Raw genomic sequence first — 25,254 nt, 5'->3', positions numbered from 1 at the left:
GCCCGCGGCCGTCGCGATGCGCCCGGCACGGCTGCGGGCGGTGTCCAGGCGGCGGCGGCCCGCGTCGATCTGGCCGCGCAGCCGCTCCAGGCGCTCGGGGGACAGCATGGTCGAACTCCGTCTCTCCCCGGCCTGTCCGGGGTGCTGGGGGACGACGAAGCGGCGGCCACGAGGTGGGCCGCCGCTTCATCCAGGGGCGTGATCTGCCGGTGTGCTGGCGTGCCAGCATGCCCGCACGTTGGCGTACTGGCGTGCTGGCACGTTGGCCGGGGTCAGCGGTTGCTGTAGAACTCCGACTCGGCCGGGTCGACGGGCATGGCGTGGAACGCCTCGGCCACCGGCCCGTAGTCGGCCTGGTGCTCGGCGGCGGTCTGCTCGAACAGCACGCTCAGGTCCTCGGTGGCGGCGGCCATCGCCTCGGCCTCCTCCAGGACGGAGCGCATGACGCCGGCGGCCTCGTGGTGCTCGGCCACCGAGTCGCTGTCGACCTTCAGCGAGGCCATCTGCTCGGCCAGGCGGTCGACGGACTTCGAGCAGCCCTCGACGTAGTCGTACGTCGCGCGGACCTGCTCGCTCAGCCCCCGCAGCCGGGCCCCGGCGGCGGTGAGCTGGATGATGACGACGCCGTAGCGCACGCCCTCGGCGAGCACGGCGCCAGTGACGACGGCCGCCTTCCCGGCCGCCGCCGCGACGTTCCCGGCGGCGGCGCCGGCCTTCTCCAGTGCGCCCATGAGGGTGCCTCCTACTCCATGTTGTAGTCGCGCTCGGCCGGGCGGGTGTGGCCCATGTCCTTGGTGACGTCGGCCGGGTGACGGTGCTTGGCCTCGGTGTTGTCCCCGGCCGTCGCGATGGCCTCGGAGGCCCGGGGCAGTGCGGCGGCGATGGCGTCGGCCCTGGCCTTGACCTCGCCGGTCTTCTCGATCAGGCGGAGGACCATGCCCTCCAGGACGCCGGGGACCTTGAGCTCCACGACCTTGGCGTGCAGGGCTTCGAGCTTGGTCACCAGGCGCTCGCAGCCGTCGGCGGCGGCCAGGGCCTCGTCCACCCCGGCAGTGATCTCCTCGGCCATGTCGGCGTCGGCGTCGATGACGTCGTAGACCGTCAGCTCCGCGTCGCGGTACTGCGTGTCAGCCTTCACCGGTGCGCTCACGAACCGGGCTCCTCTCGTCTGCGGCGGTACGGCCGGGGCGGCGGGCCCCGGCGGTGTCGAGCTGGCGGCGGCCGACGCCTCCTCGGCGGTCCCCGCGGGAAGGGCGGGGGTGCCCCGGGTGATGGCCCCGGCCGGGGCGGGCTCCGGCTCGGGCGGGTCGTCCCGCTCCAGCCAGACCTTGAACTCGGGCTCGGTGTACGCGGGCGGCGGTCGCATCCCGTCCATGCCCGGCATCCCGCCCGGCGGCGGGGGCGGCGGGCCCCCGAACTCCCAGCCGCCGCCCGGGGGCGGGGCGGTGCCGGCCTTCGCGCCCGGGTCCTCGCCGGACTTGCCCGACGCCGACGTCGAACCGTCCGGCTTCGCCTCCGCCTTCTTCTCACCGCCGTCCTTCTTCTCGGTCTTGTTGACCGGGGTTTCCGGCGGCTTCTTCCATTTCCCGTCCCCGTCCGGCTTGTGCGTGGACGGGGCCTTGCGGGTCTTGTCGTACAGCGGCGGCTTTTCCGCCTTGCCCTTCTCCTTGCCCAAGTCGGCTTTCGGCTTCTTCGTCAGGTCGACCTTCTCGGCCTTCGGGTCCGCCTTCTTGGTCTCCGACTTCGGCTCGGTCTTCTTGCCCGGGGAGTCCTTCCCCGCCGTGTCCTTGCCCTTGGGCGGCTTGCTCTTGTTCTCCGGCTTGTCCTTCCACGGGCCGACCGGTTCGGGCAGCTTCTTCGGCTTGTTGCTCGTGCCGCCGCTGTCCTTACCGGCCTTGGTGTCCTTCGCCGATTTCGTATCGGAGGACTTCGAGGATTTCCCGTCCTTGGAGGACTTGCTGTCATTCCCCTTGGAATCCTTCGAGCCCTTAGAGCCTCCGGAATTACCGGAATTGGAGCCCTTCGGTCCCTTGGCTCCGCCACCGGAGCCGGACCCGCCCGGACCCTTGCTCCCGCTCCCGGAGCCGCCCGCGCCCTTGTGCGGGCCCTGGCCGCCCTTGTGCTGATCGCCGGGCCCCTTGGAGCCGCCGCCGCCGCTCCGGCTGCCTGAGCCGCCGTCAGGGCCCTTCTTGGCCCCGTTGGAGCGGAACGCGGCCGGAGCCTTCGAGCCGGACCCGCTGCCACCGCCCCCGGAGCCGGAGCCGCTGCGGCCGGCGCCGCCGCCCTTCTGCCCGCGGCCGTACTCCGGGCTGGGCGGGACCCGCTTCGCGGCGGCCTTCTCGGCGGCGGCGTCCGCCGCCGTGCGGGCCTTGTCCGCGATGGCCCTGCGGTGCTCGGCCCGCGCGCGCACGCCCTGGGTGATCTGCCACATGCCCTGGGCGCACGCGACGCCGACGGCCGCGAGGACGGCCATGCCCATCACGGCGGCGTCCCGGCCCCGGGGGTTGTCCGGGTCGGCGGGCGCCGGCGGGACGAACGCGCCCTCGTCGGCCTCGTCGTCGTCCTCCGCTTCCGGCACCCCGGCCAGGCCCATGTGCCGGGGCGGGGCCATGTCTGAGACGTCCGGCAGCATCGGCCAGGAGCCGACCGGGATCGGGTCGTCGTAGCTGTCGGCGCTGTCGTCGGCATCGGGCGGGAGTACCGCACTGGAGGCGTCGAAGCTCGGCGGGAGCGAGACGGTGGGGAACGGCAGCAGGGTGCCGTCCCGGTCGTCGGTGGTCACCTGCGCTCCTTCCTGGGGGTTGACAGACGGTCACGTAATCGGCGACCCTCGCGCGTCGCGCGTACGCGCGGCGCGCCTTGGGCCCCCCGGCAGTGCCAGGGGGCCGGTGATGAAGTGAAGTTGTGCATCACGCGGCGTGACGGCCCTGGCGGGTGGCGTCCGCGCGCTCCAGGTCCGCCGCCCACCGCGCCAGCTCCTCGGCGAGCCGGTGCATCGCGTCGGGCTGGCCGTTCTTCTGCGCCCGCTTGGCGGCGGCCTTGGCCCGGTCGAAGCAGATCCGGGCGAGGTCGGCGTCGTCGGTCGCGGCCTGCATGCGCGGGTTCCAGAACGCCGCGAGGTTACGTAGCCGCTTCAGGGCCTCCGGGCTCATTCCGCTTCCGCTCATGCCGACCGCTCCCGGCTGACCAGGTCCAGGAAGTCCCGGCCCCCGGCGCCCGCCGTGGGCGGCTCGACGGGCTTGGGCGGCACCGTGCCGGTCCCGGCGGTGACCTGCGGGGTCTCCTTGGCCTTCTTCTTCTCCAGGGCGGCGGCCTGGCGGGCGGCCGGGATCTCGTGGCGACCCCTGCGGTAGCGGGCCTCCAGGTCGAAGGTGAGCTTGGCCGCCGCCTCCAGGTGCTCCTGGATCTCGCGGAACGGCGAGACCACCCACCGGTGGCGCCACCACGCCTCGAACGACGAGTAGCCCTCGGGCTTGTTGGCCTTCCACATCGCCTCGGCCTCCTCGCGGACCTCCGCGACGAACTGGCCCTGGCTCTTGAGGACGCCCCGGAGCTGGGTGGCGAACGCCTCCACCATCTCGGGCTGCGTCAGCATGTCCCCGGACCACTCCGGTCCGGACGTTGTCCTGCTCATGCGATCCGTTCTCCTCTACCGTGTGGTCTGACCAGGGCAGTTCGCTTGTCCTGGTCGGGTGACTGCTTCCGGCAGTCGCGACGAAGGCCAGCCCGTCAGCCTCGGGCTGGCCTTCATCGGTGGTGCCGGGGTGCTCATGCGGCGGTGGCTTCTTCGGCGTCGCCGCCCTCGCCGTTCGCCTCGCGGCGGACCTTGGAGACCCAGCCGATCGACCAGCCGGTCTTGTCCGCGAGATCCCGGACGGACGCGCCCGGGGTGTTCACGATCAGCGCGCGGGCGTCCTCCTCGGCGAGCCGGTCGTCGTTCACGACCGTCTTCGCCGGGGTGTTCACCGGCGCCGCCCGGCGGGTGTTCACGGTGGTGTTCACCGCGCCCCCGTTGGTGTTCACGGCCCGGCGTTCACGGCGTTCACGGGCGATGGCCTCAGCCCGTTCACGGGCCTGGCGCTCCTGCTGTTCACGAGCGGCCCGTTCGGCGTCCGCCTTCTCCCGCGCCTCCCGTTCACGGCGCTCCCGGTCGGCCCGCTCCCGGGCCTCGCGGCGCTCCTCCCGGTCGGCCTCATCACGGCGGCGGGCTTCCTCGGCTTCCCGCTGCTCACGGGCCAGTTCCCGCTCGTGCTCCAGGCGCAGCCGCTCGGTTTCCCGCTCCTGCTCGATGCGCTCCCGCTCGATGCGCTCGGCCCGCTCCCGCTCGGCCTCGCGCTCCGCACGCTCGCGCTCCTCGCGTTCACGCGCCGCCTGTTCACGGGCCTCGCGTTCCTGGCGTTCATGAACACGCCGGGCCTCGTCGGCTTCGCGCTGTTCACGCTCGATCCGTTCCAGCGCCCGGTTGATCGCACGGCGGTAGGCGAGGGACGCCTCGGCCGTCGCGATCAGCAGGGTCGGGGCGACCGCGTGAACGGCCACCCCGACGAGGTCGCGCTTGAGTGCGGAGTCGCCGATGTTCAGGGCGACCGTGAACATCCCAGTGAGCCAGCGCAGGATGTCGGGCCACCGGCCGCCGGACTCCCCCAGCCGCGAGACCGTGGCGTCCAGGCGGATCACGATGACCACCGCCGCGTCGACCACGATGGGCAGGATCGGCGCCGTCCAGTCCCACCGGTCGGAGGTCACCCGCTGCACGAGCGGGGTCACCGTGAGGACGGAGAAGAGGACGGCGCCGGCGGTGATGGTCCAGGTCCCCCCGGACAGGGTCCGGTCGATGCTCCTGAGCTGGGTCGGGGTCAGCTTGGCCAGCTTCACTCGGCCCCTCCCAGCTTGAGCGGCTGGACGCGCCAGGCGACCTGGTCGGCCGGAGGCGAGGCCGCGCCGGGCGGCTGCGACGTCCAGCCGGAGCGCGGGGCACCCTCGGCCTCGGCCGCGGCCTCGGCGGCGTCCATGCTCGCGTGGACGCTGTGCAGGGCCCCGTACCGGAACAGGACGAAGACCCGGTCCAGCACCTTGGCCTGCTTCCGGGCGGTGCGCAGCAGGGCCCGCAGGGCGACGCGGTCCTCGGCGTCCAGGAGGACCTGGGCGAGCGCGGCCTCGACCTGCTGGCGGGCGGCCTCGGCCTCGGCCCGCGCGGCGTCCCGCTCCTGGGACGTCTGCCTGATGACGGCGAGGTAGCCCTGCTCCTGGGTCTCCAGGTCGGAGCGCAGCGACAGGGCCTCGGTCTCGATGCTCTCGACCCGGGCGCACTCCTCGTGGAGGGTGGCCAAGGTCCGGGTACGGACGATCCGGAACACGATCTCTCCTCAGTCGTTGTCGGTCGGCTTGATCGGGTCGTCGTCCCGCTGTCCGCACCAGTCACAGCAGGTCACGGCGTTCATCCGGCCGCCTCCCCGCTGACCTCGGGCACGACCAGGAACCGGTCGGTGCCCATGTCCATCACGACGGTGGCGGGCTGGCCCTGCTCCGTCAGCTCGTGCGCGCGCTCCTCCGCCGGCCACGACCCGCGCGGGCCCCCGGCCGGGAAGGCGTCGTAGATCTGAGTACGGTTCATCTCGGGTCGCACCTCCGATGCGATCTGGGGCCGTGGTCCCGGCCGGTCCCCGCCTCGCACGCGGGGCCGGCCAAACGAAGAAGCCACGGCGCGGCGCTTCCGCCGCAGTGCCCCGGACCGGACTCGAACCGGTCAACCTCTTCCAAACAGGGCGCCGTCACCAGTTCCGCCGTCCCGGGCAAGCCCGTTCAGGCGGTTGTAGGTCGGTGACCCACCGTCCGGTCTGACAAGGAACGCTCCTCCCGCTGCCACCTAGGGCTGCGGCGATCGGCGCTACCGGCACTCCTCGCCCCGCTCTGTCCCGGGACCCTTCGCCCCGGCACGAGGCCAGGACGCAACCCGCCAGCCCAACTAGTTGAGTGGCGTGCGGATCGATTAACCCACCTCTTCCAGCGGGTGTCAACACAACTAGCTGAGTGCCGATCGTTTGAATTGCTGACCTGCGGAAATAGCGTTAGAACACACCGGACGGCGGACCCGACTTCCGATACTCAACTAGCTATGTCATGCTTGGCCGCCAACGAGAAACACCGACGAATCGAAAGGAGCGGAGGGCCGTGGCCAAGAAGGAGCCGGGCAAGATCGAGCGGATTGCCGCTGATCTCCGGGCGAAGATCGAGAGCGGGAAGTACCCGCCGGGCGCCAAGCTGCCCAGCGTGTCCGAGCTCCAGGCCGCTGAGGGAATCGCGTTCCAGACCGCCCGGGACGTCTTCCGGGCGCTGGAGCGAGACGGCTTGATCGTCACGCGGCAGGGCAAGGGCTCGTTCGTCTCCCCGTTCATCGGCAAGATCACGCGTGACGGAACTGGTCGCTACCAGCCTGCGGCCCGCTCCGAAGGCGGGGCCCGCGGCGCGTTCGAGGCGGAGCTGAACCGGCTCGGCCTGGTCTACAAGCGGACCCCCACGGAGATCGGCCGGGCCCGGCCGCCCCGCGACGTCGCCGACGCCTTCGAGCTGCACCACTCGGCGAAGGCGATCTACCGGAAGCGGGCGATGAAGGCCGGGCGGGACACCGCCGACGCCGATGAGGGGTTCGTCGTCCAGCTCGCGACTTCGTGGTTCCCCATCGACGTCGCCGGCGGGACGCCCATCGAGCAGCAGGACACCGGTCCGGGCGGCAGCAAGAACCGCCTGGCGGACCTTGGCTTCGCTCAGCGCCGCGTCCGTGAGTCCATCGAGGTCCGGTTCCCGACCTCGGAGGAGGCGGAGGCCCTGGGCATCCCCGAGGACCGGCAGGTGTACGAGCTGGTCCACCTCGCCTCGACTGCGGAGGACCGCGTCGTAGAGGTCGCGGTGCACGTCATGCCCGCGAACATCTGGCGGTTCTCGTACACGTGGGAGCTGGACGCCAACTGACGTCCGCCCCCGATCCACCACCCACACAACGAAGGAGCGACATGCCCAGCAACACCATCGGCGCTGACGGGACGATCACCCGGGACGCCCGAAGCCGATACCGGCAGCGGGCGGAAGGCGGCGCCCACGGGGCATTCGAGGCTGAGACCAAGCGCGCCGGCGGCAGCCCTCGCGCGGAGATCGACGTTGTCCGCGGCTCGGCTCCTGACGAGATCCGCGCCTTCCTCGGAGACACCGAGTCGGAGGTCGTCATCCGGCGTCGCCGCATGTTCGACGGCGACCGCCTGGTCCAGCTCTGCGACACCTACATCCCCGCGTTCGTCGCGGAGGCCGCGCCCGACGTGGCCCAGCTCGACACCGGAGTGGGCGGGATCATCTCGCGCATGGCCGACGCGGGCCTGGCCCAGGCGGAGGTCGTAGAGGACGTGACGCAGGAGCCCGCGACCACCGAGCAGGCTGACGCCCTCGGGGTGGAGCCCGGCTCCCTGCTGCTGACCATCACCCACGTCGGTCGTACTGAGGACGGCCGAGTCGTTGAGGTCTCCAGGCACACCCTCGGTCCCGGCTGGACGCTGCGGTACGGCGTCCCGCTGAACTGATCCAGCAGCCCAGAAGACACGGAGTCCCCGCCCGGCAGCACCTGATCGTCGGGCGGGCAGAGGAGGCGGACCCATGAACGACACTCCGGCAGGTGAGTACCTCCGCCAGGCCCTGGAGCTGGTGGCGCGCGGCGTGCCCGTGCTGCCGCTCCGGGAGGGCAAAGGCCCGTTCGGGAACTGCCGCGACTGCGCGGAGAACCGGTGCGGTGGTCGGCCGAACATGAAGTCCGCCGGCGCCTGCGCGTGCCCCCGGCCGTGCCACGGCTGGGCCGCCGCGTCGGCATCCGTGGACGTCGTGACGTCGACGGCCTGGGCGACGGCATGGCGCAGGGCTGGGGCCGTCGCGTACCACCCGGGCGGGGCCGGGGTGACCGTGGTCGACCTCGACAACGCCGACGCAGTCGCCTGGGCTCGCGAGACCCTGCCCGTCACCCGAACCGTGGCAACGACGCGGGGCGAGCACTGGATCTACCTCGGCACCATGCAGTCCGCGAACGGCGTGCGTCCCGGTGTCGACATCAAGTCGCTCATGGCGTACGCGCGCTGGTTGGGACCGGGCGAGGGCCGGATGATCCGGTTGCCCGAGACGGTAACCAGCCTTCCTCGCTACGTGGTGCCGGCGGGCGCAGTGGCCTCTTCGCCCGTCTCCCGGACCGAGTGGTCACGAGAGGTCGCCTCCGGGTGCCGCCACACGGAACGGTACGTGCGGACCGGCCTCGACAAGGGCATCGGCATGGTCACATCCCACCGTGAGCAGGGGGCAGCGAGCCAGGCATTCGGCGTCGCCCGGTTTCTCGGTTCGCTGCACCAGGAGTGCCCTGGACCGTGCGGCCTGGAGACGCTCGGCGGCGAGATCGTCGCGGCGGCCGTCATGGTCGGCGTGCCTGAGTCGTACGCGGTTCGGGCCGTCGATCGAGGGTTCGCCGAAGCGGGCGTCTCGGTGCCCTCGACACAAATGGCCTGAGCTGCGTAGACACGCACAGCTAGGGTCAGCCCACATCAGAAAAGCGAGCGGCCCGGCAAGGTTCAGGTGGTTGCACACCCTTACCGCCGGGCCGACTGGAAGTCTTCGAGCTGAGCCTTGATCCGCCTGCTCGCCTTCCTACGCAGGTCCCACTGTAAAGCACAGGGGCCAGGCGGAGGAGGTGGATCACGACTCAGCTCCCGAGAACGGAGCACAGGTGAACCAGCAGTCCCCCGAGGACAAGACCCCCGCACGCGAGATCATCACGGAGTACGCGAGAGATCACTTCCACTACTTCCGCACCTCCAGCGGCGCGGCGTACGCACAGCGCATGGGCAGCCCCATTGCCCGGCCTCTGCGGAGCCAGGGCACGACCGGCAGCCACCGCCAGGAGCTGATGCTCGACATGTACAACGAGGGCATGGGCATCTTCAGCGGCACCTCCATGAAGGAGGCCCTGGACTTCATCGAGGCCCTGACCCTGAGCCAGGACGTGCGCGAGGTCCACATCCGCGTCGGCGCCTGCAAGAAGACGCCCGGAGTCACCTGGCTCGACCTCGGCCGTGACGACGGTCTGTCCGTCCGGATCTCCACGGACGGCTGGGAGGTGCGGAAGCCCGGCTATGACGAGATGATCTGGCGGCGCACCCAGCTCACCGGGGAGCTGCCGATGCCGGAAGCCGGGCAGGACATGAAGGGCATCGACAAGCTCTGGAACCTCTGCAACTTCGTGGACGCCGGTTCCTCCACCCTCGCGCTGGCCTGGCTCCTGGCTTGCCTGGACCCCGATGTGCCGGTGCCGGCCGCGTTCCTCACGGGACCGATGGGCGCGGGCAAGTCGACAGCAGGCCGGATGCTCACGAGGGTGATCGAGGGGATGAGCTCCGACCTCCGCACTCCTCCCCGCGGTGAGGAGCAGTTGACGGTCGTCGCTTCTGCAGGCTGGGTGATGCCCCTGGACAACCTCTCTCACCTTGGTGCCGAGATGTCCGACGCCTACGCCCGCGTCGTGACCGGCAGCGAAGACCTGAAGCGCCAGCTGCACACCGACGGCGACGTCGTCCGGCTTGCAGTCCGACGGCCTGTCCTTCTCACCGGTATCGACGTCGGCGTCATCCGGTCCGACCTCGGGGAGCGGCTGTTGCTCCTCAAGCTGGACCGGCCGAAGAACCGTCGGAGCGAGCGGGATCTGTGGTCGGAGTACGCGGAAGCGCTGCCGTCCATCCTGGGCAGCCTCCTGGACGTCGCCGTGGCCGTGCGGAAGCAGGAGGCCGAAGTGCCCGCTGACCTCCGCATGGCCGACTTCGGGCAGCTCTGCCTCCAGCTCGACAAGGCATACAGCCTCGGCGCGATGCTCGCGTATCGGGCGAGCATCGACGACATCACGGACGACGTGATCGAGGGTGACAACCTCGCGCAGCTCGTGCTGCGGTACGCGGCTTCGGAGGCGATGGAGCAGGCCGGGGGCGAGATGAAGATGTCCTCCACCGAGTGGCTGGCCGTGCTGAACCGCTTCGCCTTCGGTGACTTCCAGACCCCGCCCAAGGGCTGGCCGACCACCGGCAAGGTCCTGTCCGACCGGCTCAAGCGCCTCCAGCCGACTCTGGCCGCCCGTGGGGTCAAGATCGAGTCCGGGCGGCGGTCCCGCCACGAGGACCCGAACCGGTCCCGCTACATCGAGATCAGCCGCATGGGCGGCGCCTCCATCCCGGAACAGTCCCGGTCGGCGACGGAACAGACGGAGTTCCCCGCCACAGCAAGCTGACGGCTCCCGCGATCTCTGCGGCCCCCGTTCGAGTCTCGGACGGGGGCCGTCGCATGTCTGCGTCCCCCTGACCGGACCCCCATGTGTCCTAAGCCCGAAATTCTGCGTCCCCCCTTGGGACAGCGTCCCCCCTGGCTTCTGACCTGCGGAAACGGGGGGACGCGGGGGGGGACGCTGCCGTGAGGGGGGACGCAGGGACCTCACCTGGGCAAACAGCCGTCCTCGCGCCTCTGGCCTGCGTTTTCTCCGGCCACCGCCAGGGGGGACGCAGCCGATCCCCAGGGGGGACGCAGCCGATCCCCAGGGGGGACGCAGCGGCCGTCAGGGGGGACGAAGGGGGACGCAAGGGGGACGCACAAAGATTCTCTGCGTCCCCCCTCATTCACGCAGGTCACACGCGATCTTGAGGGGTGGGGGGACGAAGGGGGACGCAGCATTTTTTACTTAAGAGAGAAAGGGGGGGTGTCTGTTGTAGTTGTGGCGTCGCTTGTTCGATTTCGCGGGGTCGTCTTGGGGTGAAGAAGCCACCCCGCGCGGGGAGCCGCCCGGGGTGCCGGCGGTTTGGCGGCCGTCCGCGCGCGGTGGCTTCTTCGTTTTGACCGGCCCGGTGACTTGCGGGTGTGTTGGCACGCTGGCCTGCCCGCGTGCTGGCGTGTTGGCGGGTCAGCGCGCGAGCACGCTCGGAGTGCTGGCAAGCTGGCGGGCTGACGGCAGGTGCCGGCGACCGAGGATGGAGAGAGGCGAGGCGATGGCCAGGCGTACGGCTGTGATCAATAACCGGGGAGGGGTCGGCAAGAGCGACCTGACGCTCCGGCTCGGTGCCGCTCTGGCGAAGCGGGGCCGGAAGGTCGGCCTGATCGACTTCGACCCGCAGGGCAACCTCTCGCGCCGGGCGGGCTGGATCTACAACGAGGCCGAACCGCAGATCACGGTGAGCGAGGCGGTGCAGGCCGACCGCGTCGGCACGATGCGCCAGGTCTGGACTCCGGTGCAGTGGAAAGCCGAGTATGCGCAGCGCATGGTCCTGGCCCCGGCCTGGTTGGAGCTGGAGAACCGGTACGCCGAAGCGGGCCTGCCCGGGTCGCACCTGCGGCTGGCCCGCGCTCTGCAGGGCGCCGACGAGGACCTGGACGACGTCCTCATCGACTGCCCGCCGTCGCTGTTCCACCTGACGCAGATGGCGATGTCCGCCGCCGATGGGGTGCTGATCGTGACCCGGGCCGAGATCGACTCGATCCTCGGCGCGAAGCGCGTGCGGACCTTCATCGGCGAGAAGGCGCACGCCCTGCACGCGGATGACCTTCGGATCGACGGGGTCGTGGTCAACGACTACGAGCAGGGCAAGCCGCGGCAGCGCCAGCAGCTCGCCAGCGTCCGCCGGCTGTTCGGCGACCTGGTCTGGGAGCCGGTCATCGCCCGCCGCGAGGTCATCGCCAACGCCGCCAACGACTTCGTCCCGCTGGAAGACGCCAAGGGCTCCCAGCTCACCCAAGCAGTCGCCAGCTTCGAGCTGCTGGCCGACACCTACGAGAAGAGGAACACCGCCTGATGGCCCCCCGCCACAACTTCGAGACCCCCGACGACGTCACCGAGCCGCCCCTGACGCCGAACACCGGCGGGGTCAAGGTCGGCGCGGACCTCGTCGGCCGGCGCTCCCGGAAGGCGAGCGACTGGAAGTCGTTCTCCAGCTACCTCCCCGAGGACCTCCAGCGGGTGTTCCGGGCGGAGTGCATGCTGGCCGGCATCGAGGTCCGCCAGGGCCTGGACGAAGCGGTCCGCGCATGGCTGGAGGCCCGGCAGGCTGGCAAGTCCGCAGGCTGACACGCTGGCGTGCGGGCATGCTGGCACGTCAGCACGCAGGCACACCGCGCTGATCAGCGCAAAGAGCCCCGCACCGGCCGGTGCGGGGCTCTGTCGTGGGGGCCGGTGGGGCTCAGGCCGGCTCATCGAGAGGGCGGCAGTCGGCGGCGGCCACGCGCTCGCCGTCGCCCCCGAGCTTGGGCACCAGGCGTCCGACGTTGCCATGCTCGCCCGGCACGAGCTCGCGGACGCGGTAGCCGACCGGCGGCCCGGCCTCGCCCCACTCGACGGCGTACACCAGGGCGGGGCGGCCGTCGGCGAGCCGGACCTGGCCCAGGTGTCCGCCGTGTCGGTCGACCAGGAGGGCATCGAGCCAGCCCTTCGGGGCGAGCCACAGCACACCCGGCGCGTCGTAGTAGCCGTTCCAGTTCCGGGTCTTCGTCCACGCTCGCCGCCACTGGTCGACCAAGCGCCCGATCCGGATCCGGTAATCGATCTCCTGCCACGCCGGCCACCGGTCGTGGTCGTCGGCCTCGACGGCGTCCACGTACGCGTCCAGGCGGGGCTTCACCACACCCCACCAGTGGTCCGGTTCCTTCGTCAGCAGGCGGGCTGCCGCCCGATCCAGTGGCTCCATGGCCGCATCGACCTCGCCCTGGTCGCCGCTTTCCACGGCGGCCCGCAATGCCGCGCGGTCCGGGCGTACCTCCGGCTCCTGGTCGGCGAGCATCGCGTATACCAGGGCCAGGAGCCACCGGTCCGGGAACGCGACGGAGGACTGGGACTCGTACCGCACGGCCACCTGGTACGCCCTGCCGGTCGGCAGCTCCGCGGACTCCCGCACCTCGTACGGGACGCCCTTGGCGTCCTCCGGTGTCCAGAACCGGCACACCGCGCCCGGGTGCGCGGAGCCGTCGCAGCCGTCCGGGCACAGGACGCGAACGATCGGCACCAGCTGCGGAGGCTCGGCGGCCACGGGCCGCGACTGGGCCCCGGCCTGGTCGGCCAGGCGGCGACGGGCGGCGGTGTAGGAGATGCCCTCGCGCTCGGCGAGCCGGCGGGCGGCGCGCTTGGCGTGCTTGTCGGCGGTCATGGTCACTCGCTCTCGGGCGGGGTGGACCCCACGCATCCCCCGCCGGGCGTCACGGACCACGGGAAAGGATCAGGCTGGCACGCGAGACTTGAAGCCCCTTGTCCTCGGTCGCCGCCCCCGGCGTGGGCGGGAGCGGCTCGGAGTCGGGCCGACGTGCGGCGGCCGGTCCCCACCGTAGCGGCAGGGACCGACAGCCCGCCGGATTCCGGCACGCCAGCGAGCCAGCAAGCAGGCGGGCCAGCATGCTGGCTCACTAGCAGGCGGGCGCGGGGATCAGTCCTCGTAGTCGCGCGGCGGCTGCATCTGCTCGCGGGTGACCGGGATCGGCTTCGGCCCGGTCCGGGCCTCCTCGGCGCTGCGCGGGGTCGGCCCCCACATCAGCCGCGGGCAGTGCTCGCACGCGCCCTCCGGGTCGGCCTGCCAGGGCCTGCCGCACCACTCGCAGCACTGGAGCCCGACGCGGGCCGCCATCGTCTGTGGGAACAGCGAGGGGATGCTGTGCTCGAACCGGATCCGGGCGGCGGTCTCCTGGTCGTGGAAGTGGGCCAGCATGCAGGCGGCGTGGTACTCGCTGCCCTGGGCGTGCCGGGCCAGCTCCAGCCACGCCGCCGCGCGGGCGTCGAACGCCTGCGCCCGCCGGCAGGGGTCGCTGACGCCTTCCTCGCGCTGCCGCTCGGTCTCCCGCTCGATCACCGCGTCCGCTTCGTCCAGGCGCCGCCTGACCTCCGGGTACGGCACGGCCTGGTCGTGGCCGCCGTCCTCGGGGTCGCGCCACTGCGGGCGGCGGCTGGCCTTCTCCACGGCGGCAGCGGCAGCCGCGTACGGCAGGCCGGTGCGTTCCATATGGGCCCTGACCTCGGCCTTGCGCTTGCTGTCGTGCTTGGGCACCGGATGCTCCGATCCTGGCGGCACACCCACGCTTCGCCGCCGGGCAGGACGGTGCTCGTCAGCAGGACGGTGAAGAAGAAGCCACACGCGCGGCCCGGAGGACCTTGGCCGGACGGCGCCGCTGGCTGCGTGGGAGCCAGCGGCGGCGGCTCGGGCAGGCGCGTCCTGCCCCGTACGGGACTCTATCGGTCCGCGCCGACAGCCCGCGGAGCTTCGGCGGCGGCGGTGACCCGGTCGGAGTGGATGCGGTGGGCCTTGCGGCCGGCGGGCGACTGCATCAGCGCGGTCGCAGAGTGCTCGATCATCGCCAGGTGGACGCTGACCGGCGCGGTGGCCCGTACGAGGTAGCCCTGCCCCCGGCGGATCGTCTGGCCGTTCTGCAGGGCCTCGCGCACCGCGTCGTCGGCGACGTCGGCCAGGTGCTCGGCGACCAGGCCGGGCACGTCGACCACCACGACCGGATCGGGGTCGGCCGCCTGGTCCTGGTCGTCGGCGGCGTCGCCCTGTCCGTCGCCGTCGAGCAGGGAGGACAGGTCGTCGGGCACCTCGCGGACTCCGGCGTCGTCCAGCACGCGGCGGATCGTCTTCGGTGACGTGCCGTACTGCCGGGCGAGGGCCTTCACGGCGGCGCCCTCGCGGTAGGCGGTGACGACGTCGGCCGCCTCCTCCTCGCTGAGCGCGGACGGCCGCCCGAGGGTCTTCCCGGCCGCCGCCGCCGCGGCGACGCCTTCCACGGTGTTCTCCGAGATCAGCTCGCGCTGGAACTGGAGGACCGAGGCGAGCACGTTGACCACCATCGTGGTCCCGGAGTCCTCGGCCGCCAGGTCGATCCCGGAAAGCAGACCGCTCTGCACCCGCAGGTGCAGGCCCCGCCGGGTGAGCACGGGCCGCAGGGCCAGGACGTCGGCCACGGACCGGAAGAGGCGGGCGGCGTCGGCGATCCGGATGGTGTCGCCGACGGCGGCCTCGTCCAGGAGCTGCTGGAAGCCCTTGCGGTCGATGGACAGGATGCGGCTGGACGTCGCCGGGTCCTCGTACATCGGGGCGCCGGCGTCGATGAAGGACTTGAGCGCCAGGCGCTGGCGGGCGTTGGTCTGCTTGTCCGTGGAGTGCCGCAGGTACAGGCGGTCGACGGGCTCGCGGTCGGCCTTCACTGGTCGGCCTTGTCGAGCGGGGTGACGGTGCCGCCGATCAGGCGCTCGGTGGCGTCCATCGCGTGTGCCTTGCAGGCGCGGAAGGACTCCCCGGCCGCGTCGGTGACCTTGTGGGTCAGCGGTTCGCCGCACGGGACCCCGAGCCGGTCGTAGTCCCAGGACCGACCGCAGGCGAGCTGCGAGCAACGGGTACGGCCGCCGGTGCTGATCAGGGTGTTGCCGTGCTCGGGGCAGACGCCCCACGGCACCGCGCACACCGAGCCGTCGCGCACGGCGCGGACCCGGGCCAGTTCGCCGGCGGTCTCCTCCAGGGCCTCGCTCACGGCGGTGAGCCGTCCGGCCGCGTCGTCCAGGCGGAAGACGCTGTGCCGGGTCTCCTCGCTGCCCGCGAGCCGGTGCTCGACGTTGCGGATGCGCTCCTGGAGGGCGTCGGCCTCGGCGATGAGGGCGCGGATGTCGGCCGGGGTCGGCTCGGGGCCGTCGGTGTTGTCCGCGAGGGTGCCGGCCTCCCAGTGCTCCAGGCGGTTCCGGTCGCTGACGTGGGTCCAGATCTGCTTGGAGCCGATGACGCGGTCGGCCCACTGGAGGGCGGCCTCGACGTCGGCGGCGTGGTCGTGCGGGTGGAACAGCTCGTGGCACTCCATGATGCGCTCGCCGCTCAGGCGGTCGCCGGTCAGCTCCCAGCCGGGGACGTCGACGTCGATGTGGCCCGGTACGAGCTTGAAGCGCGGGAAGGACATGGGTTCCCCCTCGGTTCGGCCGGGCCGTGGGCGGCTCCGGCGGGTCGATGACCACCCTAGGGGGGCGAAATGGGGGGGCGCAAGTACGGAACGGATTCCAATGGATCGCAGACCCCTCTAGGGCCGGTTTTCGCCCGTTTGGGTGATTCGATGGATTGGATCGGCCACAGGGGGCGAAGACGACCGTTTCCGCCCCCCATCCGGAATGGATCACGAGAGAGGGGGCGTGTCAGCGTGCCAGCGTGCTGACGTGCTGGCTGGCTGACGTGCCGAGCTGACCCCGGGATTGCATGGCGGCGCCCCCTTGACCAACCCCTTGACCGGCGGGTGGTCAAGGGGGCGTCGCCGTTGATCCGCAGGCAGCCGGTTCCCGGCCGTGGCCACGGCTTGCTGCGGATCGGCACGGCCGGAAACCTGGGGGATACCGGCCGCTGTGGTCCGCGAGGGTGCGGTACGCGGCCGGCGGGAGGCTGATGTCGATGGCACGGCGTCGATGCCGGGGGCCCAACTGCTACAAGCTCTTGCCCGAGGCGAGCACGCGCGGCGGGCGCCCGCAGATGTACTGCTCGGAGCGGTGCAGGGCGCGGGTCCGCCGGTCTCACGAGTGGTACGTCCGCCGGGTGGAGACCAAGGAGGCGCGGGCGGACGCGACGGCGGAGGAGCGGCACCGGCTGCGGTCGGCGGTGTACGCGGTCGCCCGCGAGGCCCGGCGCCTGGCCGCGGCTCTCGATGCTGAGGCGGCGAAGCCCGAGTACGACCAGCCCGCGTGGTGGGACCGGGCCCGGCCGGAGTCCGGGCGTCCCGGCGCTCCGTACACCAGGGCGGCCCTGGGGCTGCTTGAGGCGGCACAGGAGGCGGTGGCCATCGCCGTGACGGCCGACCGGACGGCTGGCAGGCCGTGGGCGGAGATCGGCGAGGCGCTCGGCGTCAGCGCGGACACGGCCGCCCGCCGATACCGGCCCGGTGATCGATAACCGGCCTCACAGGCCGCCGCCTGCCGGGCGTTCTCCGGCGTCCGCGTGTGATCGGACGTCCGGAGCCGCCACAGGGCCTCACGCGGGCACACAGGGGTTTCCGCAGGTGAGCGGTCCTCCGGAGGTCACCCGTGTGGCGTACGAGGCGCACGAGTGGGGACAGCCGTCTCCCACGGGGGACAGATGATCACACCGGGTACCCGCCCGGCGCCGGCCACCAGCTCCACCCGCCCGGAGGGCGCCCGCGGCTTCCGATCCGGCCCTTCACCTTCACCTCTACTTCCGGCAGATCCGGCGTTCGCGTGATGGCTCCGCCCGGCGGCTGAACTGGGAGAACGGGGCCAGAGCCGAACAGGTTTCCTCCACCAGCACGTGATGGACCTCGTGATGGCCTCGCCGGGCCGCCGGCGGTGGGCGCGCGGGAGCGTCATGACCTGTCGGCCGCCGGTCGACCGTCATGACCAGTGGCGCCCGGCGGGGGGTGGCTTCTTCCCCCCACGGCGGCGGCGAGCCCGAGACGCAAGCGGGTGCGCCTGGTATTTCGCGCGCGATGGGCCGGTCCCAGAAGTCCCGTGAAGCCCGCGACGGTAGCCGTGCGGGTCTCTACGGTCCGCGCTCATGACAGACACGCACACGACTCAGCCCGCCCGCCGCAAGCCGCGCCGCCGTGGCCGCCCCTCGCTCCTGACCCCCGCTGTGATGGACCTGCTCACCCGCGCGACCGCCGCGGGCCTCCCGATGACGCAGGCCGCCGACGCCGCCGGGGTCGGGCGCTCCACCTTCCTGCGCTGGATGAGCGAGGGCGAGGACGTGGTGGAGGAGAAGCAGGGCGGGCACCTCGACGTGAACTCGCCCGACATCCGCGCGGCGCTCTACGCCAGAGTGACGCGCGCCCGTGCGGCGGCGGCCGTCCGAGCCACCGGCCACATCGAGGAGGCTGCCCGCGGCGCCGTCGTCTCCGAGACGTACCGGACGTGGACCGACCCCGTCACCGGCGAGCACCGCAGCGAACGACGTGTCCGCCGGCGGCCGGGTGACTGGCGAGCGTCGGCCTGGCTCCTCGACCGCCTCGACCCGAACCCGAAGTCGCTCGACGAGCTGCTGGACGAAGAGGACGCACGGCAGCGCGCCCGGGAGACGCCGATGGAGCGCGCCCTCACCCCGCACCTCCAGGACCTCGCGCAGCGCCTGCAGAAGACCCTCGCGCAGTACCAGGAGGAGGACGGCACACCGCCCCGTCCGGGCTCGTGACACGCTTCCGGCGACACCGGGAACGGGGGTGCCGGGGGTTCAACCTTCGTGAGACCCGGTTCAACCCGGAGACGGTCAGCCGCAACGGACGTCGGCACGGGTCCGGCTTCCGCGAGACCCCCTCGTACGGAAGTAGTCGGCGTGCCGGGACCCCTTGACCACGCAGGTGGCCGCCGGGTCTGGCCGAACGACGAAGCGCCTCGTGGGGCGCCCTGGGAGACACCTCGTAGGGCGCCTCGCAGGAGGTCTCGTACGGCGCCTCGTAGAGCGCCCTGGGGCAAGTTGTACGGCAAGCCCGGAAGCAAGTTGTACGGCAAGTTGTAGGGCCACTTGCAGAGCAAGTTGTAGGGCAAGCCCCCGAACCCCTCGTGCGCGCCCCACACCGCTCCGCTTCAAGATCAACCCGGCCACAGCTCATGCACTACCGGCCCGCTCTCCCGCGCCCCTCTCCGTCCCCTCTGCTCGAACCCCCGCCCGACACCTCTTGCAACTCCGCACCGACCCCCGCTCGAACTCCCCCACCCTCCTCTGCACCACCCCTGCTCGAACTCCACTCAGCTCCGGACCCCCGTCCCGACCTGTACCTCTGGAATCTCCGTGACCACCCCCTCCTAGGGACGACGCGAGGGGGTGGTCACGGAGATGGAAGAGCGTCCGTGCAGGTCGGGACGGGGGTCCGGAGCCTCCCCGGTCACACGTCGTTTTACAGGCGGCTTTACACCCAGGGGAGAACTCCGGCCGCCCTCGGCCGGAACCCGAAGACCGTCCTCGGCGACAACTTGCTGCGCCCCCGGACGGGCACGGCGGAGTATCCAAGCCGATAACTTGCTGTGGCCCCGGAGCGCGGGTGCCGGCACCACCGGTGACCACCGCCCGGCGATCGGGCACCTCTAGCACTTTTCCCCCAGGCGGGTTTCGTGGGGACGGAACCCGCCCCCCGGCCGCGAGAGCTCGGGGCGCCGTACACCTCTGGCACTTTTGGCCCCGCGAGTTTTGTACGGACGGAACTTCGGCCCACGCCGGACGCGCCGTAGGGTTCCGGGATGACCACCAGCACGACGCCCGAGCCGCTCGACAACGACGACCAGGAGCACGGCGAGCCCATCGCGAAGTACGAGACGGTGCGCGTCCGCGACCGCCTGGTGCAGCGCACCTGCGGGTGGTGCGGCGTCGTCCTGCGGTACGGCGGCGTCGGCCGGCCGCCCAAGTTCTGCTGCGACGACCACCGCAAGAGGTGGCACGAGCGGGAGAACGCGAAGAAGGCCCTCGGCCTCGACACCGCGCCCCCGGAGCCCGTCCGCGAGGTCATCGAGCGCACCGAGACCCGCGTGCGCACGGTCGTCCGCAAGGGCCCCACGGTGCTCCAACCGGTCCCCGCGCGTCCCGTACCGGGACAGGCGAACCTCCGCTTCCCGGAGACGATGGAGGACTGGCACACCATGCTGGCCCTACTCCAGGTCGACGCCTCCAAGCTGCGCGGGCACCCCCGCGAGAACGAGCTGCGCGTCCTGCTGCGGGAGCTGGTCACCGACGACTTCCCCGGCACCGTGGAGTCGGCCCCGCCCCGGACGGTCGACGGCTGGTACGCGCACCTGCGTCATCTGCTCGCTGCGGTCCGCGCCGGAACCTGGGACGCGCAGCAGCGCGAGGCCCTGGCAAACGTCTTCACGACTGCCGCCGAACACCTCCGGGCGGGCCCGGCCGGGGTCGCGCCCGCACCCGCACAGCAGCCCGGGATGAGCAGAGCGGAGCGACGCCGGCGCGAGCGCGAGGCCCGCAAGCAGCGCGGCTGACTGAGGCGACCGGGCGAGTTTCGTCCGGACGGAACGGAGCTGCAAGAGATGTCAGGCCGCCCTCGGTCTGACTCGGCGGAACGGGGAAGCTCCCCTTGCGCCCCAACTTGCTCGGCCGACTACTGGCGCTGGGAGTCCCTGGCGATGCCCGGCCCGAGGGTCCGCCGGCCTTTGTGCTCGACCACCGCCTGGTGCTCGGCGTCGTCCAGGAGTGGCCCCGGCTCGACGCGTTCGGCGGGCAGCAGCCGCGGCGCGGGCCCGGCCGGGGACGTGGTCCTGGTGGTGCTCGGACCGGTGCCGAGTCGTCGTCGTGCGGTGCTCATGGGAGGAGTCTCCCGCCTCCGGCACGCGCGCGTGTGCACCCTTGCGACCGGTCGCGGAGCGGCGTTTGAGGGGCCCCTGGTATCGGAGCGGAGTGACGATACCTTGGTCCCCCGGCCTTGATGCGGGGTTCCGTTCCGGGTCCCCTTCCGGGTTCCGCTCCGAGTCGCGTTCCGGGTCCTCTTCCGGGTTCCGTTCCGGGTTCCGTAGCTCTCGCTCGGCGCGGGCCTGTGTCGTACGCGCTGACCTGGTGGACAAGGGGTCCGGCGCCGCCTCGTGAGCACGCCGACTACTTCCCTGGGGAGCTCTCTGGCGGCCCGGCGAAGGTAATGCACATGGTGTGCCCGACCGGGGCGTGCGGCTGCCGGTGCCGAAGTGCAAGAGGTGTGACCGTTCCGGCCTGTCGGCGGCGCGGCTCGTAATGCCTGAGCTGTGGCCGTTCTGGCCGTGCGCCTTGTGACTTTGTGAATGCAAGAGCTTCGACCGCGCCGAAGGTGCGGCCGTCGGGTCGTGATGCATAGGTGTGCTGGATCGGTTCGGCGGCGTTCGACGTCGTGCTCCTGGTCGTCGCGCGGCACGTCTTATGGGGCGGCGGGTTCGACGTCGTGCTCCTGGTCGTCGCGCGGCACGTCTTATGGGGCGGCGGGTTCGACGTCGTCGTGCTCCTGGTGGCGCTCGCCGCGGTACGTCATCTCGGTGACGTACGGGCGCGGGCGAAGACGTACGGCGCGGTCGCGGCCGGGGCCGGAGCGAGGGACCCGAGGGGCGGTGCCGTGCGGCGCGAGCCGGGGTGCACCACGACGATGCCGACCCGCGCCGGACGGTGCCGACCGCAGCGGGGGTCCGGGGGCCGGCGAAGGCCCTCGGCGGCCACCGGGCTCAGCGCGGAGCCGTCACCGGCCGACACGAAAGTGGGCCCACTCTGCACTAACTCGCTCGCTCGCGCGGGTTACTGATGTCAGTGGCCCACAACTCGCTGCCCGGATCTGCGCGCGGTCGCCGACGCGCGGGTGCGTCCCCGGACAGGTGGCGCCGCCGGGCCGAAGGCCCGTAACAGGCGTGGGCGAAGCCCTCGTCATTGCCTTCCCCCCAGAACGCAGAAAGGCCCCCGACCTGCCTCCGCAAGGAGACGGGCCGGGGGCCTCGGGTGGTGCATGTCGGGTTACGCGGCCTCGATCCGCCACTCCCACGGTTCGCCGGCGTCGGCGGCCCGCGTGGCGGCGTCGGCCAGGGCGCGGGCGACGGCCGACTCCTTCGCCCGCACGAAGCGGTGGCGCGCGAGCTTGAGCAGCAGCGCGGCGACTTCGGCGGCCTGGCCGGGCGTCATGGTGCCGCCCTCGCCGGGGTTCGTCAGCAGCAGCACGACCGGGCCGCGCTCGTCGCGCGACAGGCAGCCTTCGGCGTACCCGGCCAGGCTCGTCAGCGACTTCAGCGGGTGCCGGTCCTCGCCGAAGAAGTCCGCGCCGTGACTCGTCACGACGTGCGCCTCGGCGTCGTGGATGGCGTGCGTCCGGCTCATCGCTGCGGCTCCACGGTCACGGTCGTCGGGGCCGTGTACGCGGGTGCCGGCGGCGCGGCCGTGGAGCCGTCGGCCTGCGCGGTGCCGATGAGGTACGCGGCGAACAGGGCGACGGCGGTCAGTGCCCAGCGGCGGGCCCGGGCGCGCAGCGAGGGTGCAGCTGCAGCGGGCGGCTCGGCCGGGGTGAGGGTGACGGTCCAGTGGGTGGGCTCGGTCGGTAACGGCATCGTCGTCTCCGTGTCAGATCAGGGCGGTCAGGAGCGCGGCGGCCAGGGCCACGAGCGCGACGGCGGTGATGTCGCTCGCCAGGCGCAGACCCCGGTACTTGCGGCGGGCGATCTGCGAGAGGTGCACGACGTGGGCGGCGCGGTCGGCGGGCGCCTGGAGGTCGGCGAGCAGCTCCTCGGCGGTGCACAGCGACCAGTAGAGGAACGAGCCGCGGGCGTGGCCTCCGAGGCGGGGCCGGACGACCAGGAGCACCACGAGCATGGCGACGACCAGGCCGACGGTGCCGACGCCGACCAGGACGGCGGACAGGCCCGGCAGCGGCTTGCCGGGCACGGCGGCCACCAGCGCGGCCAGCGGCAGCGAGAACGCCGTCAGCAGCACGCCCGACTTCGCGTCGGTGCGGCTGATCTCGGCGAGCACGGCGGCGCCGGCGGCGTCCAGGCGCGCGTCGATGTCGAGTTCTTCCTTGGGCACGAGCGGGTCCCCCTCCAGGATCAACGGACGTCGTTGCGGTTCTTGGCGAACAGGCCGCTGGTCGTGCTGGAGACGTTCGTCGTCTCCTGGCGGACCGAGCCGTTGTAGTGGTGGTGGTGCTCGGTGTGCATGTCCTGCTTGGCGCGGCCGACGGAGCGGATCAGCGAGCCGACGGCGAGGACCAGGGCGACGGGCCCGGCCGCGCCGATGGCGAGCGTGGTCGGGTCGACGTGCCCGAGTGTGTAGAGCACGAGCGAGGTGGCGCCGCCGACGGACAGGGCGGCCACGCTGCCGCTGAGCATCAGCGCGCTGGCGTCCGTCGCCTTCTGCGACATCGGCGGCCGTCCCGGCTGCGCGACCGGCGGGGTCGGCCCGTACGCGGGCACCGGCGAGGGGTCGCGGTAGGACGTCGGCGGCGCGTACGCCTCCTCGATGAGCTGGCGGGCGCGGGCGTTGGCCTCGTCGTCGCTCAGGGGGCGCTCGGCTGCGGTGCGGTCGTGGTCCACTGGGTGCTCCTTCTTCGTCACTGGGGAAGGGGGCCGGGGCCCGGAGGTGTCGTCTCCAGGGCCCCGGTGTGGTGCTGTGGGCAGGTCAGCGGGCGATCTCGTACAGGCCGCGTCCGGCGCGGGTGACGTCGCCGGCGTCGGCGAGCAGCCCGAGGCGGTTGCGGACCGAGCCGACCTTCACGAGCGCGCCGCCGTCGGCGTTGACCAGGACGGTGATCTCGTCGGGGGTCAGCGGGTCCTCGGCGTCGGCGAGGACGATGCGGATGCGGTCCTCGAGGAGCTTCGCCCCGCGCCCGCCGTTGCCCGCCGCCGCCTTGGCGGCCTGCTTCTGCTGGTCCTCGCGCACGGCCGCGCACAGCACGGCCATGTCGTCGGTGCCCCGGGCGGCGTACGCCTCGCCCGCCGCGTCGAAGGAGGTGTCCTCCAGGCGGGCCGGGTCGCCGGGGCCGTACAGGGCGAGGATCTCGGGGTCCAGGCCCGGCATCGGCATGATGGAGCCGATGCGGAAGTGCCGCATCATCGACGCCGGGTGCGGGCCGGACAGCAGGTAGGCGGTCCCCTGGGTGTCGCAGACGTCGTCATCGTCGTCCCCGGCCCCGGCGGCGAACTGCGAGCGCAGCACCTTCGGCTTGAGGCTCTTGGGGATCGGCATGAGCTGGGTGCCGGCGGGCAGCAGTCCGTCCGCGACGAGCTGGCGCATCATGCTGGACGACCAGCGCAGCAGCGTGACCTCGCCCTCCTTGAGCATGGCGCGGAGGGTGTCGGAGCCGCCCAGCTCCTCCAGGTGGCCGGCCTGCGCGTCCAGCTCCTCGCCGACGCCGACCGAGCGGCCCGTCCTGCCCAGCTCCTTGACGAGGTAGGTGGCCTCCTCGCGGTAGGGCGCCCCCTTCTCCAGCAGGCGGTTGGCCTCGTCGATCCGCACGGACAGCAGCGGGTCGGGATTGCCGATGACGAACGCGTTGCGCCCGAGCGCGGCGTAGCGGGCCTGCCGGGCCTGGGCGACGGCGACGGCCGCCCGGAGCATGAGGATGACCTCCTCCTGGCTCGTGGCGAGCCAGTCGACCTGGCCCCGGGCCTCCGGGGCGGACTGGCCGCCCTTCAGGTCGCCGTACCAGGACACGATGCCGTTGCGCTTCTCGCAGGCCAGCACGTACTGCACGGTGCGGGACTTGCCCGCGCCGGTCGTGCCGAAGGTCAGCGCGCGGACCGCCGACCCGGTGCGGGGGTCGAACAGCTTGCGGCGGGCCGGGCGGCCGTTGTGGTACCGGCCGACGACGATCCGGCCGTGGGCGTCCATCGTCATGTCGGCCTCGGTGGGCGGCGGCATGACGGCGAGCGGGTTGGACGGGTAGATCGTGACCAGCGCGGTGCGGGAGCCGTCGGTCTCCACGGCGATCCGGCCGGGGTCGGTGATCTCGAACGCCGACGCGAGGGCGGCGAGGTCGTACTTGATGACCTGGCCCGGCGGGACCTGGACCATCAGCTCCACGACCTGGTCGTCCGGGATGGCGGGGGTGGTGGTGGCGATGCTCATGCGTCGATCTCCTTCGTCATGCTGATCGAGCTGGGGATGGTCGGGACGGACATGGACCCGAAGTTGATGGCGGTGATGGAGGCGCCGGGCATGGCCAGCGGCGCGATACGGGTGGCCCACAGGGTGCGGGCGTCCAGCGCCTCGTCGGCGGTGCCGACACAGAGCAGGCGGACCGAGGCCCCGCGGCCGGGCACGGGCCCGACGCTGATCAGGTCCTCGGGGACGTCCATGAGGGCGGACAGGCGGCGCACGGAGATGTCGGGCACCGGCTCGCCGGGCACGGTGGAGCGGATGACCGCCCGCATCGCGCTCTCCCCGACGCGCTCGATGTCCTCCAGGGCCGTGCCGGGGGCAGCTCCGCCCTCGACGGCCGCCCGCTCGGCCCACCACTGAGCGGCCGGGTGGCCGTAGGCGGGCTGCTCGGCCACGACCAGGTCGCCGGTCTTCTCCAGCGGCGGCAGCGGCGGCACGAGCATGTGCCGGGCCGTGCGCGAGGGCCGGAGGTAGAAGGTGCCGGCCGACCACACGGCGACGGCCACGGCCTCCCCCCAGTGGACGCCGTCCACCATCCGCTCGGCGATCAGGACGCCGATCAGGCTGACGCCCGGCGCCACGTACAGCACGCTGGCGGTCTTGGCCTGGTGGTGCGGCTCGGGGGCCTTGCCCTCGGCGGCGGCCGCGG

Annotated in this window: 26 protein-coding genes and 1 pseudogene; 9 read left to right on the top strand and 18 right to left on the bottom strand. The window is 72.3% G+C overall.

All coding sequences use genetic code 11. The features are described 5' to 3' along the window. Positions 1-272: 272 nt before the first annotated feature. The 7 genes from IE305_RS32535 to IE305_RS32505 form a co-directional block, all read right to left on the bottom strand. The gene (locus tag IE305_RS32535; RefSeq protein ID WP_190133457.1) at positions 273-731 is read right to left on the bottom strand and encodes a hypothetical protein; all 459 of its coding nucleotides are present in this window, start codon (positions 729-731) and stop codon (positions 273-275) included. A gap of 11 nt (positions 732-742) precedes the next feature. After that, on the bottom strand, positions 743-2,782 hold the full coding sequence (locus IE305_RS33640; RefSeq protein ID WP_190133456.1) for a hypothetical protein: 2,040 nt from the start codon (positions 2,780-2,782) through the stop codon (positions 743-745). 127 nt (positions 2,783-2,909) lie between these two features. Continuing rightward, on the bottom strand, positions 2,910-3,167 hold the full coding sequence (locus tag IE305_RS32525) for a hypothetical protein (RefSeq protein WP_190133455.1): 258 nt from the start codon (positions 3,165-3,167) through the stop codon (positions 2,910-2,912). Beyond that, a complete protein-coding gene (locus IE305_RS32520) occupies positions 3,164-3,634 on the bottom strand; it encodes a hypothetical protein (RefSeq protein ID WP_190133454.1) in 471 nt (156 codons plus the stop codon). The genes IE305_RS32525 and IE305_RS32520 overlap by 4 nt, the downstream gene beginning before the upstream one ends. 134 nt (positions 3,635-3,768) lie before the next feature. Further along, a complete protein-coding gene (locus IE305_RS32515; RefSeq protein ID WP_229891844.1) occupies positions 3,769-4,875 on the bottom strand; it encodes a DUF2637 domain-containing protein in 1,107 nt (368 codons plus the stop codon). Further along, positions 4,872-5,357: a hypothetical protein gene (locus tag IE305_RS32510; RefSeq protein ID WP_190133453.1), complete on the bottom strand. Its 486-nt coding sequence runs from the start codon at positions 5,355-5,357 to the stop codon at positions 4,872-4,874. The genes IE305_RS32515 and IE305_RS32510 overlap by 4 nt, the downstream gene beginning before the upstream one ends. 80 nt (positions 5,358-5,437) lie before the next feature. After that, positions 5,438-5,614, bottom strand: coding sequence for a DUF8839 family protein (locus IE305_RS32505; RefSeq protein WP_190133452.1), 177 nt, complete (start codon positions 5,612-5,614; stop codon positions 5,438-5,440). Positions 5,615-6,171: 557 nt separating this feature from the next. Here IE305_RS32505 and IE305_RS32500 point away from each other — a divergent pair. The 6 genes from IE305_RS32500 to IE305_RS32475 all read left to right on the top strand — a co-directional run bounded on the left by IE305_RS32500 (position 6,172) and on the right by IE305_RS32475 (position 12,118). Further along, a complete protein-coding gene (locus IE305_RS32500; protein WP_229891842.1) occupies positions 6,172-6,969 on the top strand; it encodes a GntR family transcriptional regulator in 798 nt (265 codons plus the stop codon). Between the two features lie 41 nt (positions 6,970-7,010). After that, on the top strand, positions 7,011-7,568 hold the full coding sequence (locus tag IE305_RS32495; protein WP_190133450.1) for a UTRA domain-containing protein: 558 nt from the start codon (positions 7,011-7,013) through the stop codon (positions 7,566-7,568). Between the two features lie 73 nt (positions 7,569-7,641). Further along, positions 7,642-8,532, top strand: a complete 891-nt coding sequence (locus tag IE305_RS32490) for a bifunctional DNA primase/polymerase (protein ID WP_190133449.1) — start codon at positions 7,642-7,644, stop codon at positions 8,530-8,532. 217 nt (positions 8,533-8,749) lie between these two features. Next, positions 8,750-10,297, top strand: a complete 1,548-nt coding sequence (locus IE305_RS32485; RefSeq protein WP_190133448.1) for an AICE element replication initiation protein — start codon at positions 8,750-8,752, stop codon at positions 10,295-10,297. Between the two features lie 766 nt (positions 10,298-11,063). Beyond that, a complete protein-coding gene (locus IE305_RS32480) occupies positions 11,064-11,846 on the top strand; it encodes a ParA family protein (protein WP_229891840.1) in 783 nt (260 codons plus the stop codon). Continuing rightward, positions 11,846-12,118 (top strand): hypothetical protein, encoded by a 273-nt coding sequence (locus tag IE305_RS32475; protein WP_190133446.1) that lies wholly within the window; start codon positions 11,846-11,848, stop codon positions 12,116-12,118. Before IE305_RS32480 ends, IE305_RS32475 begins: the two co-directional genes overlap by 1 nt. Before the next feature lie 112 nt (positions 12,119-12,230). Here IE305_RS32475 and IE305_RS32470 read toward each other — a convergent pair whose 3' ends face one another. The 4 genes from IE305_RS32470 to IE305_RS32455 form a co-directional block, all read right to left on the bottom strand. Beyond that, complete coding sequence (locus IE305_RS32470; RefSeq protein ID WP_190133445.1) at positions 12,231-13,190, bottom strand: hypothetical protein; 960 nt, start codon at positions 13,188-13,190, stop codon at positions 12,231-12,233. A 273-nt stretch (positions 13,191-13,463) separates the two neighbouring features. Further along, on the bottom strand, positions 13,464-14,078 hold the full coding sequence (locus IE305_RS32465; RefSeq protein WP_190133444.1) for a hypothetical protein: 615 nt from the start codon (positions 14,076-14,078) through the stop codon (positions 13,464-13,466). 182 nt (positions 14,079-14,260) lie between these two features. Next, positions 14,261-15,232 (bottom strand): recombinase family protein, encoded by a 972-nt coding sequence (locus IE305_RS32460; protein WP_229891839.1) that lies wholly within the window; start codon positions 15,230-15,232, stop codon positions 14,261-14,263. Next, on the bottom strand, positions 15,229-15,972 hold the full coding sequence (locus tag IE305_RS32455) for a hypothetical protein (RefSeq protein WP_190133443.1): 744 nt from the start codon (positions 15,970-15,972) through the stop codon (positions 15,229-15,231). Before IE305_RS32455 ends, IE305_RS32460 begins: the two co-directional genes overlap by 4 nt. A gap of 620 nt (positions 15,973-16,592) precedes the next feature. On the opposite strand from IE305_RS32455, the gene IE305_RS32450 reads away from it, so the two are divergent. The 3 genes from IE305_RS32450 (at position 16,593) to IE305_RS32440 (ending at position 19,990) form a co-directional block, all read left to right on the top strand. Beyond that, a complete protein-coding gene (locus tag IE305_RS32450; RefSeq protein ID WP_190133442.1) occupies positions 16,593-16,946 on the top strand; it encodes a hypothetical protein in 354 nt (117 codons plus the stop codon). Positions 16,947-17,564: 618 nt separating this feature from the next. After that, a complete protein-coding gene (locus IE305_RS32445; RefSeq protein WP_190133441.1) occupies positions 17,565-18,197 on the top strand; it encodes a hypothetical protein in 633 nt (210 codons plus the stop codon). A 1,043-nt stretch (positions 18,198-19,240) separates the two neighbouring features. Next, positions 19,241-19,990 (top strand): hypothetical protein, encoded by a 750-nt coding sequence (locus IE305_RS32440; protein ID WP_190133440.1) that lies wholly within the window; start codon positions 19,241-19,243, stop codon positions 19,988-19,990. Positions 19,991-20,109: 119 nt separating this feature from the next. On the opposite strand, the gene IE305_RS32435 is transcribed toward IE305_RS32440, so the two are convergent. The 7 genes and pseudogenes from IE305_RS32435 to IE305_RS32405 all read right to left on the bottom strand — a co-directional run. Continuing rightward, the gene (locus IE305_RS32435) at positions 20,110-20,313 is read right to left on the bottom strand and encodes a hypothetical protein (protein ID WP_190133439.1); all 204 of its coding nucleotides are present in this window, start codon (positions 20,311-20,313) and stop codon (positions 20,110-20,112) included. Between the two features lie 1,160 nt (positions 20,314-21,473). Continuing rightward, positions 21,474-21,830, bottom strand: coding sequence for a DUF7739 domain-containing protein (locus IE305_RS32430; RefSeq protein ID WP_190133438.1), 357 nt, complete (start codon positions 21,828-21,830; stop codon positions 21,474-21,476). Then, on the bottom strand, positions 21,827-22,057 hold the full coding sequence (locus IE305_RS32425; RefSeq protein WP_190133437.1) for a hypothetical protein: 231 nt from the start codon (positions 22,055-22,057) through the stop codon (positions 21,827-21,829). Before IE305_RS32425 ends, IE305_RS32430 begins: the two co-directional genes overlap by 4 nt. Positions 22,058-22,070: 13 nt before the next feature. Continuing rightward, positions 22,071-22,532 (bottom strand): Pycsar system effector family protein, encoded by a 462-nt coding sequence (locus tag IE305_RS32420; RefSeq protein WP_190133436.1) that lies wholly within the window; start codon positions 22,530-22,532, stop codon positions 22,071-22,073. A 20-nt stretch (positions 22,533-22,552) separates the two neighbouring features. Continuing rightward, positions 22,553-23,038, bottom strand: coding sequence for a hypothetical protein (locus IE305_RS32415; RefSeq protein WP_190133435.1), 486 nt, complete (start codon positions 23,036-23,038; stop codon positions 22,553-22,555). 85 nt (positions 23,039-23,123) lie between these two features. Further along, positions 23,124-24,572, bottom strand: coding sequence for a transfer protein (locus tag IE305_RS32410; RefSeq protein WP_190133434.1), 1,449 nt, complete (start codon positions 24,570-24,572; stop codon positions 23,124-23,126). Then, positions 24,569-25,254, bottom strand: a pseudogene (locus IE305_RS32405) (hypothetical protein); the annotation flags it as partial. The pseudogene IE305_RS32405 and the gene IE305_RS32410, both read right to left, overlap by 4 nt.

This window comes from Streptomyces mashuensis (assembly GCF_014654785.1).
Taxonomy (GTDB): domain Bacteria; phylum Actinomycetota; class Actinomycetes; order Streptomycetales; family Streptomycetaceae; genus Streptomyces; species Streptomyces mashuensis.
Note: the sequence above shows the minus strand (reverse complement) of the source record. Positions and strands in the feature narration are given on the sequence as shown.

What these genes read in the sequence shown, in the direction of transcription:
- IE305_RS32535 (WP_190133457.1), bottom strand. Translation starts at nt 731, where the DNA reads ATGGGCGCACTGGAGAAGGCCGGCGCCGCCGCCGGGAACGTCGCGGCG.
- IE305_RS32525 (WP_190133455.1), bottom strand. Translation starts at nt 3,167, where the DNA reads ATGAGCGGAAGCGGAATGAGCCCGGAGGCCCTGAAGCGGCTACGTAAC.
- IE305_RS32520 (WP_190133454.1), bottom strand. Translation starts at nt 3,634, where the DNA reads ATGAGCAGGACAACGTCCGGACCGGAGTGGTCCGGGGACATGCTGACG.
- IE305_RS32505 (WP_190133452.1), bottom strand. Translation starts at nt 5,614, where the DNA reads ATGAACCGTACTCAGATCTACGACGCCTTCCCGGCCGGGGGCCCGCGC.
- IE305_RS32495 (WP_190133450.1), top strand. Translation starts at nt 7,011, where the DNA reads ATGCCCAGCAACACCATCGGCGCTGACGGGACGATCACCCGGGACGCC.
- IE305_RS32490 (WP_190133449.1), top strand. Translation starts at nt 7,642, where the DNA reads ATGAACGACACTCCGGCAGGTGAGTACCTCCGCCAGGCCCTGGAGCTG.
- IE305_RS32475 (WP_190133446.1), top strand. Translation starts at nt 11,846, where the DNA reads ATGGCCCCCCGCCACAACTTCGAGACCCCCGACGACGTCACCGAGCCG.
- IE305_RS32470 (WP_190133445.1), bottom strand. Translation starts at nt 13,190, where the DNA reads ATGACCGCCGACAAGCACGCCAAGCGCGCCGCCCGCCGGCTCGCCGAG.
- IE305_RS32455 (WP_190133443.1), bottom strand. Translation starts at nt 15,972, where the DNA reads ATGTCCTTCCCGCGCTTCAAGCTCGTACCGGGCCACATCGACGTCGAC.
- IE305_RS32445 (WP_190133441.1), top strand. Translation starts at nt 17,565, where the DNA reads ATGACAGACACGCACACGACTCAGCCCGCCCGCCGCAAGCCGCGCCGC.
- IE305_RS32440 (WP_190133440.1), top strand. Translation starts at nt 19,241, where the DNA reads ATGACCACCAGCACGACGCCCGAGCCGCTCGACAACGACGACCAGGAG.
- IE305_RS32435 (WP_190133439.1), bottom strand. Translation starts at nt 20,313, where the DNA reads ATGAGCACCGCACGACGACGACTCGGCACCGGTCCGAGCACCACCAGG.
- IE305_RS32430 (WP_190133438.1), bottom strand. Translation starts at nt 21,830, where the DNA reads ATGAGCCGGACGCACGCCATCCACGACGCCGAGGCGCACGTCGTGACG.
- IE305_RS32425 (WP_190133437.1), bottom strand. Translation starts at nt 22,057, where the DNA reads ATGCCGTTACCGACCGAGCCCACCCACTGGACCGTCACCCTCACCCCG.
- IE305_RS32410 (WP_190133434.1), bottom strand. Translation starts at nt 24,572, where the DNA reads ATGAGCATCGCCACCACCACCCCCGCCATCCCGGACGACCAGGTCGTG.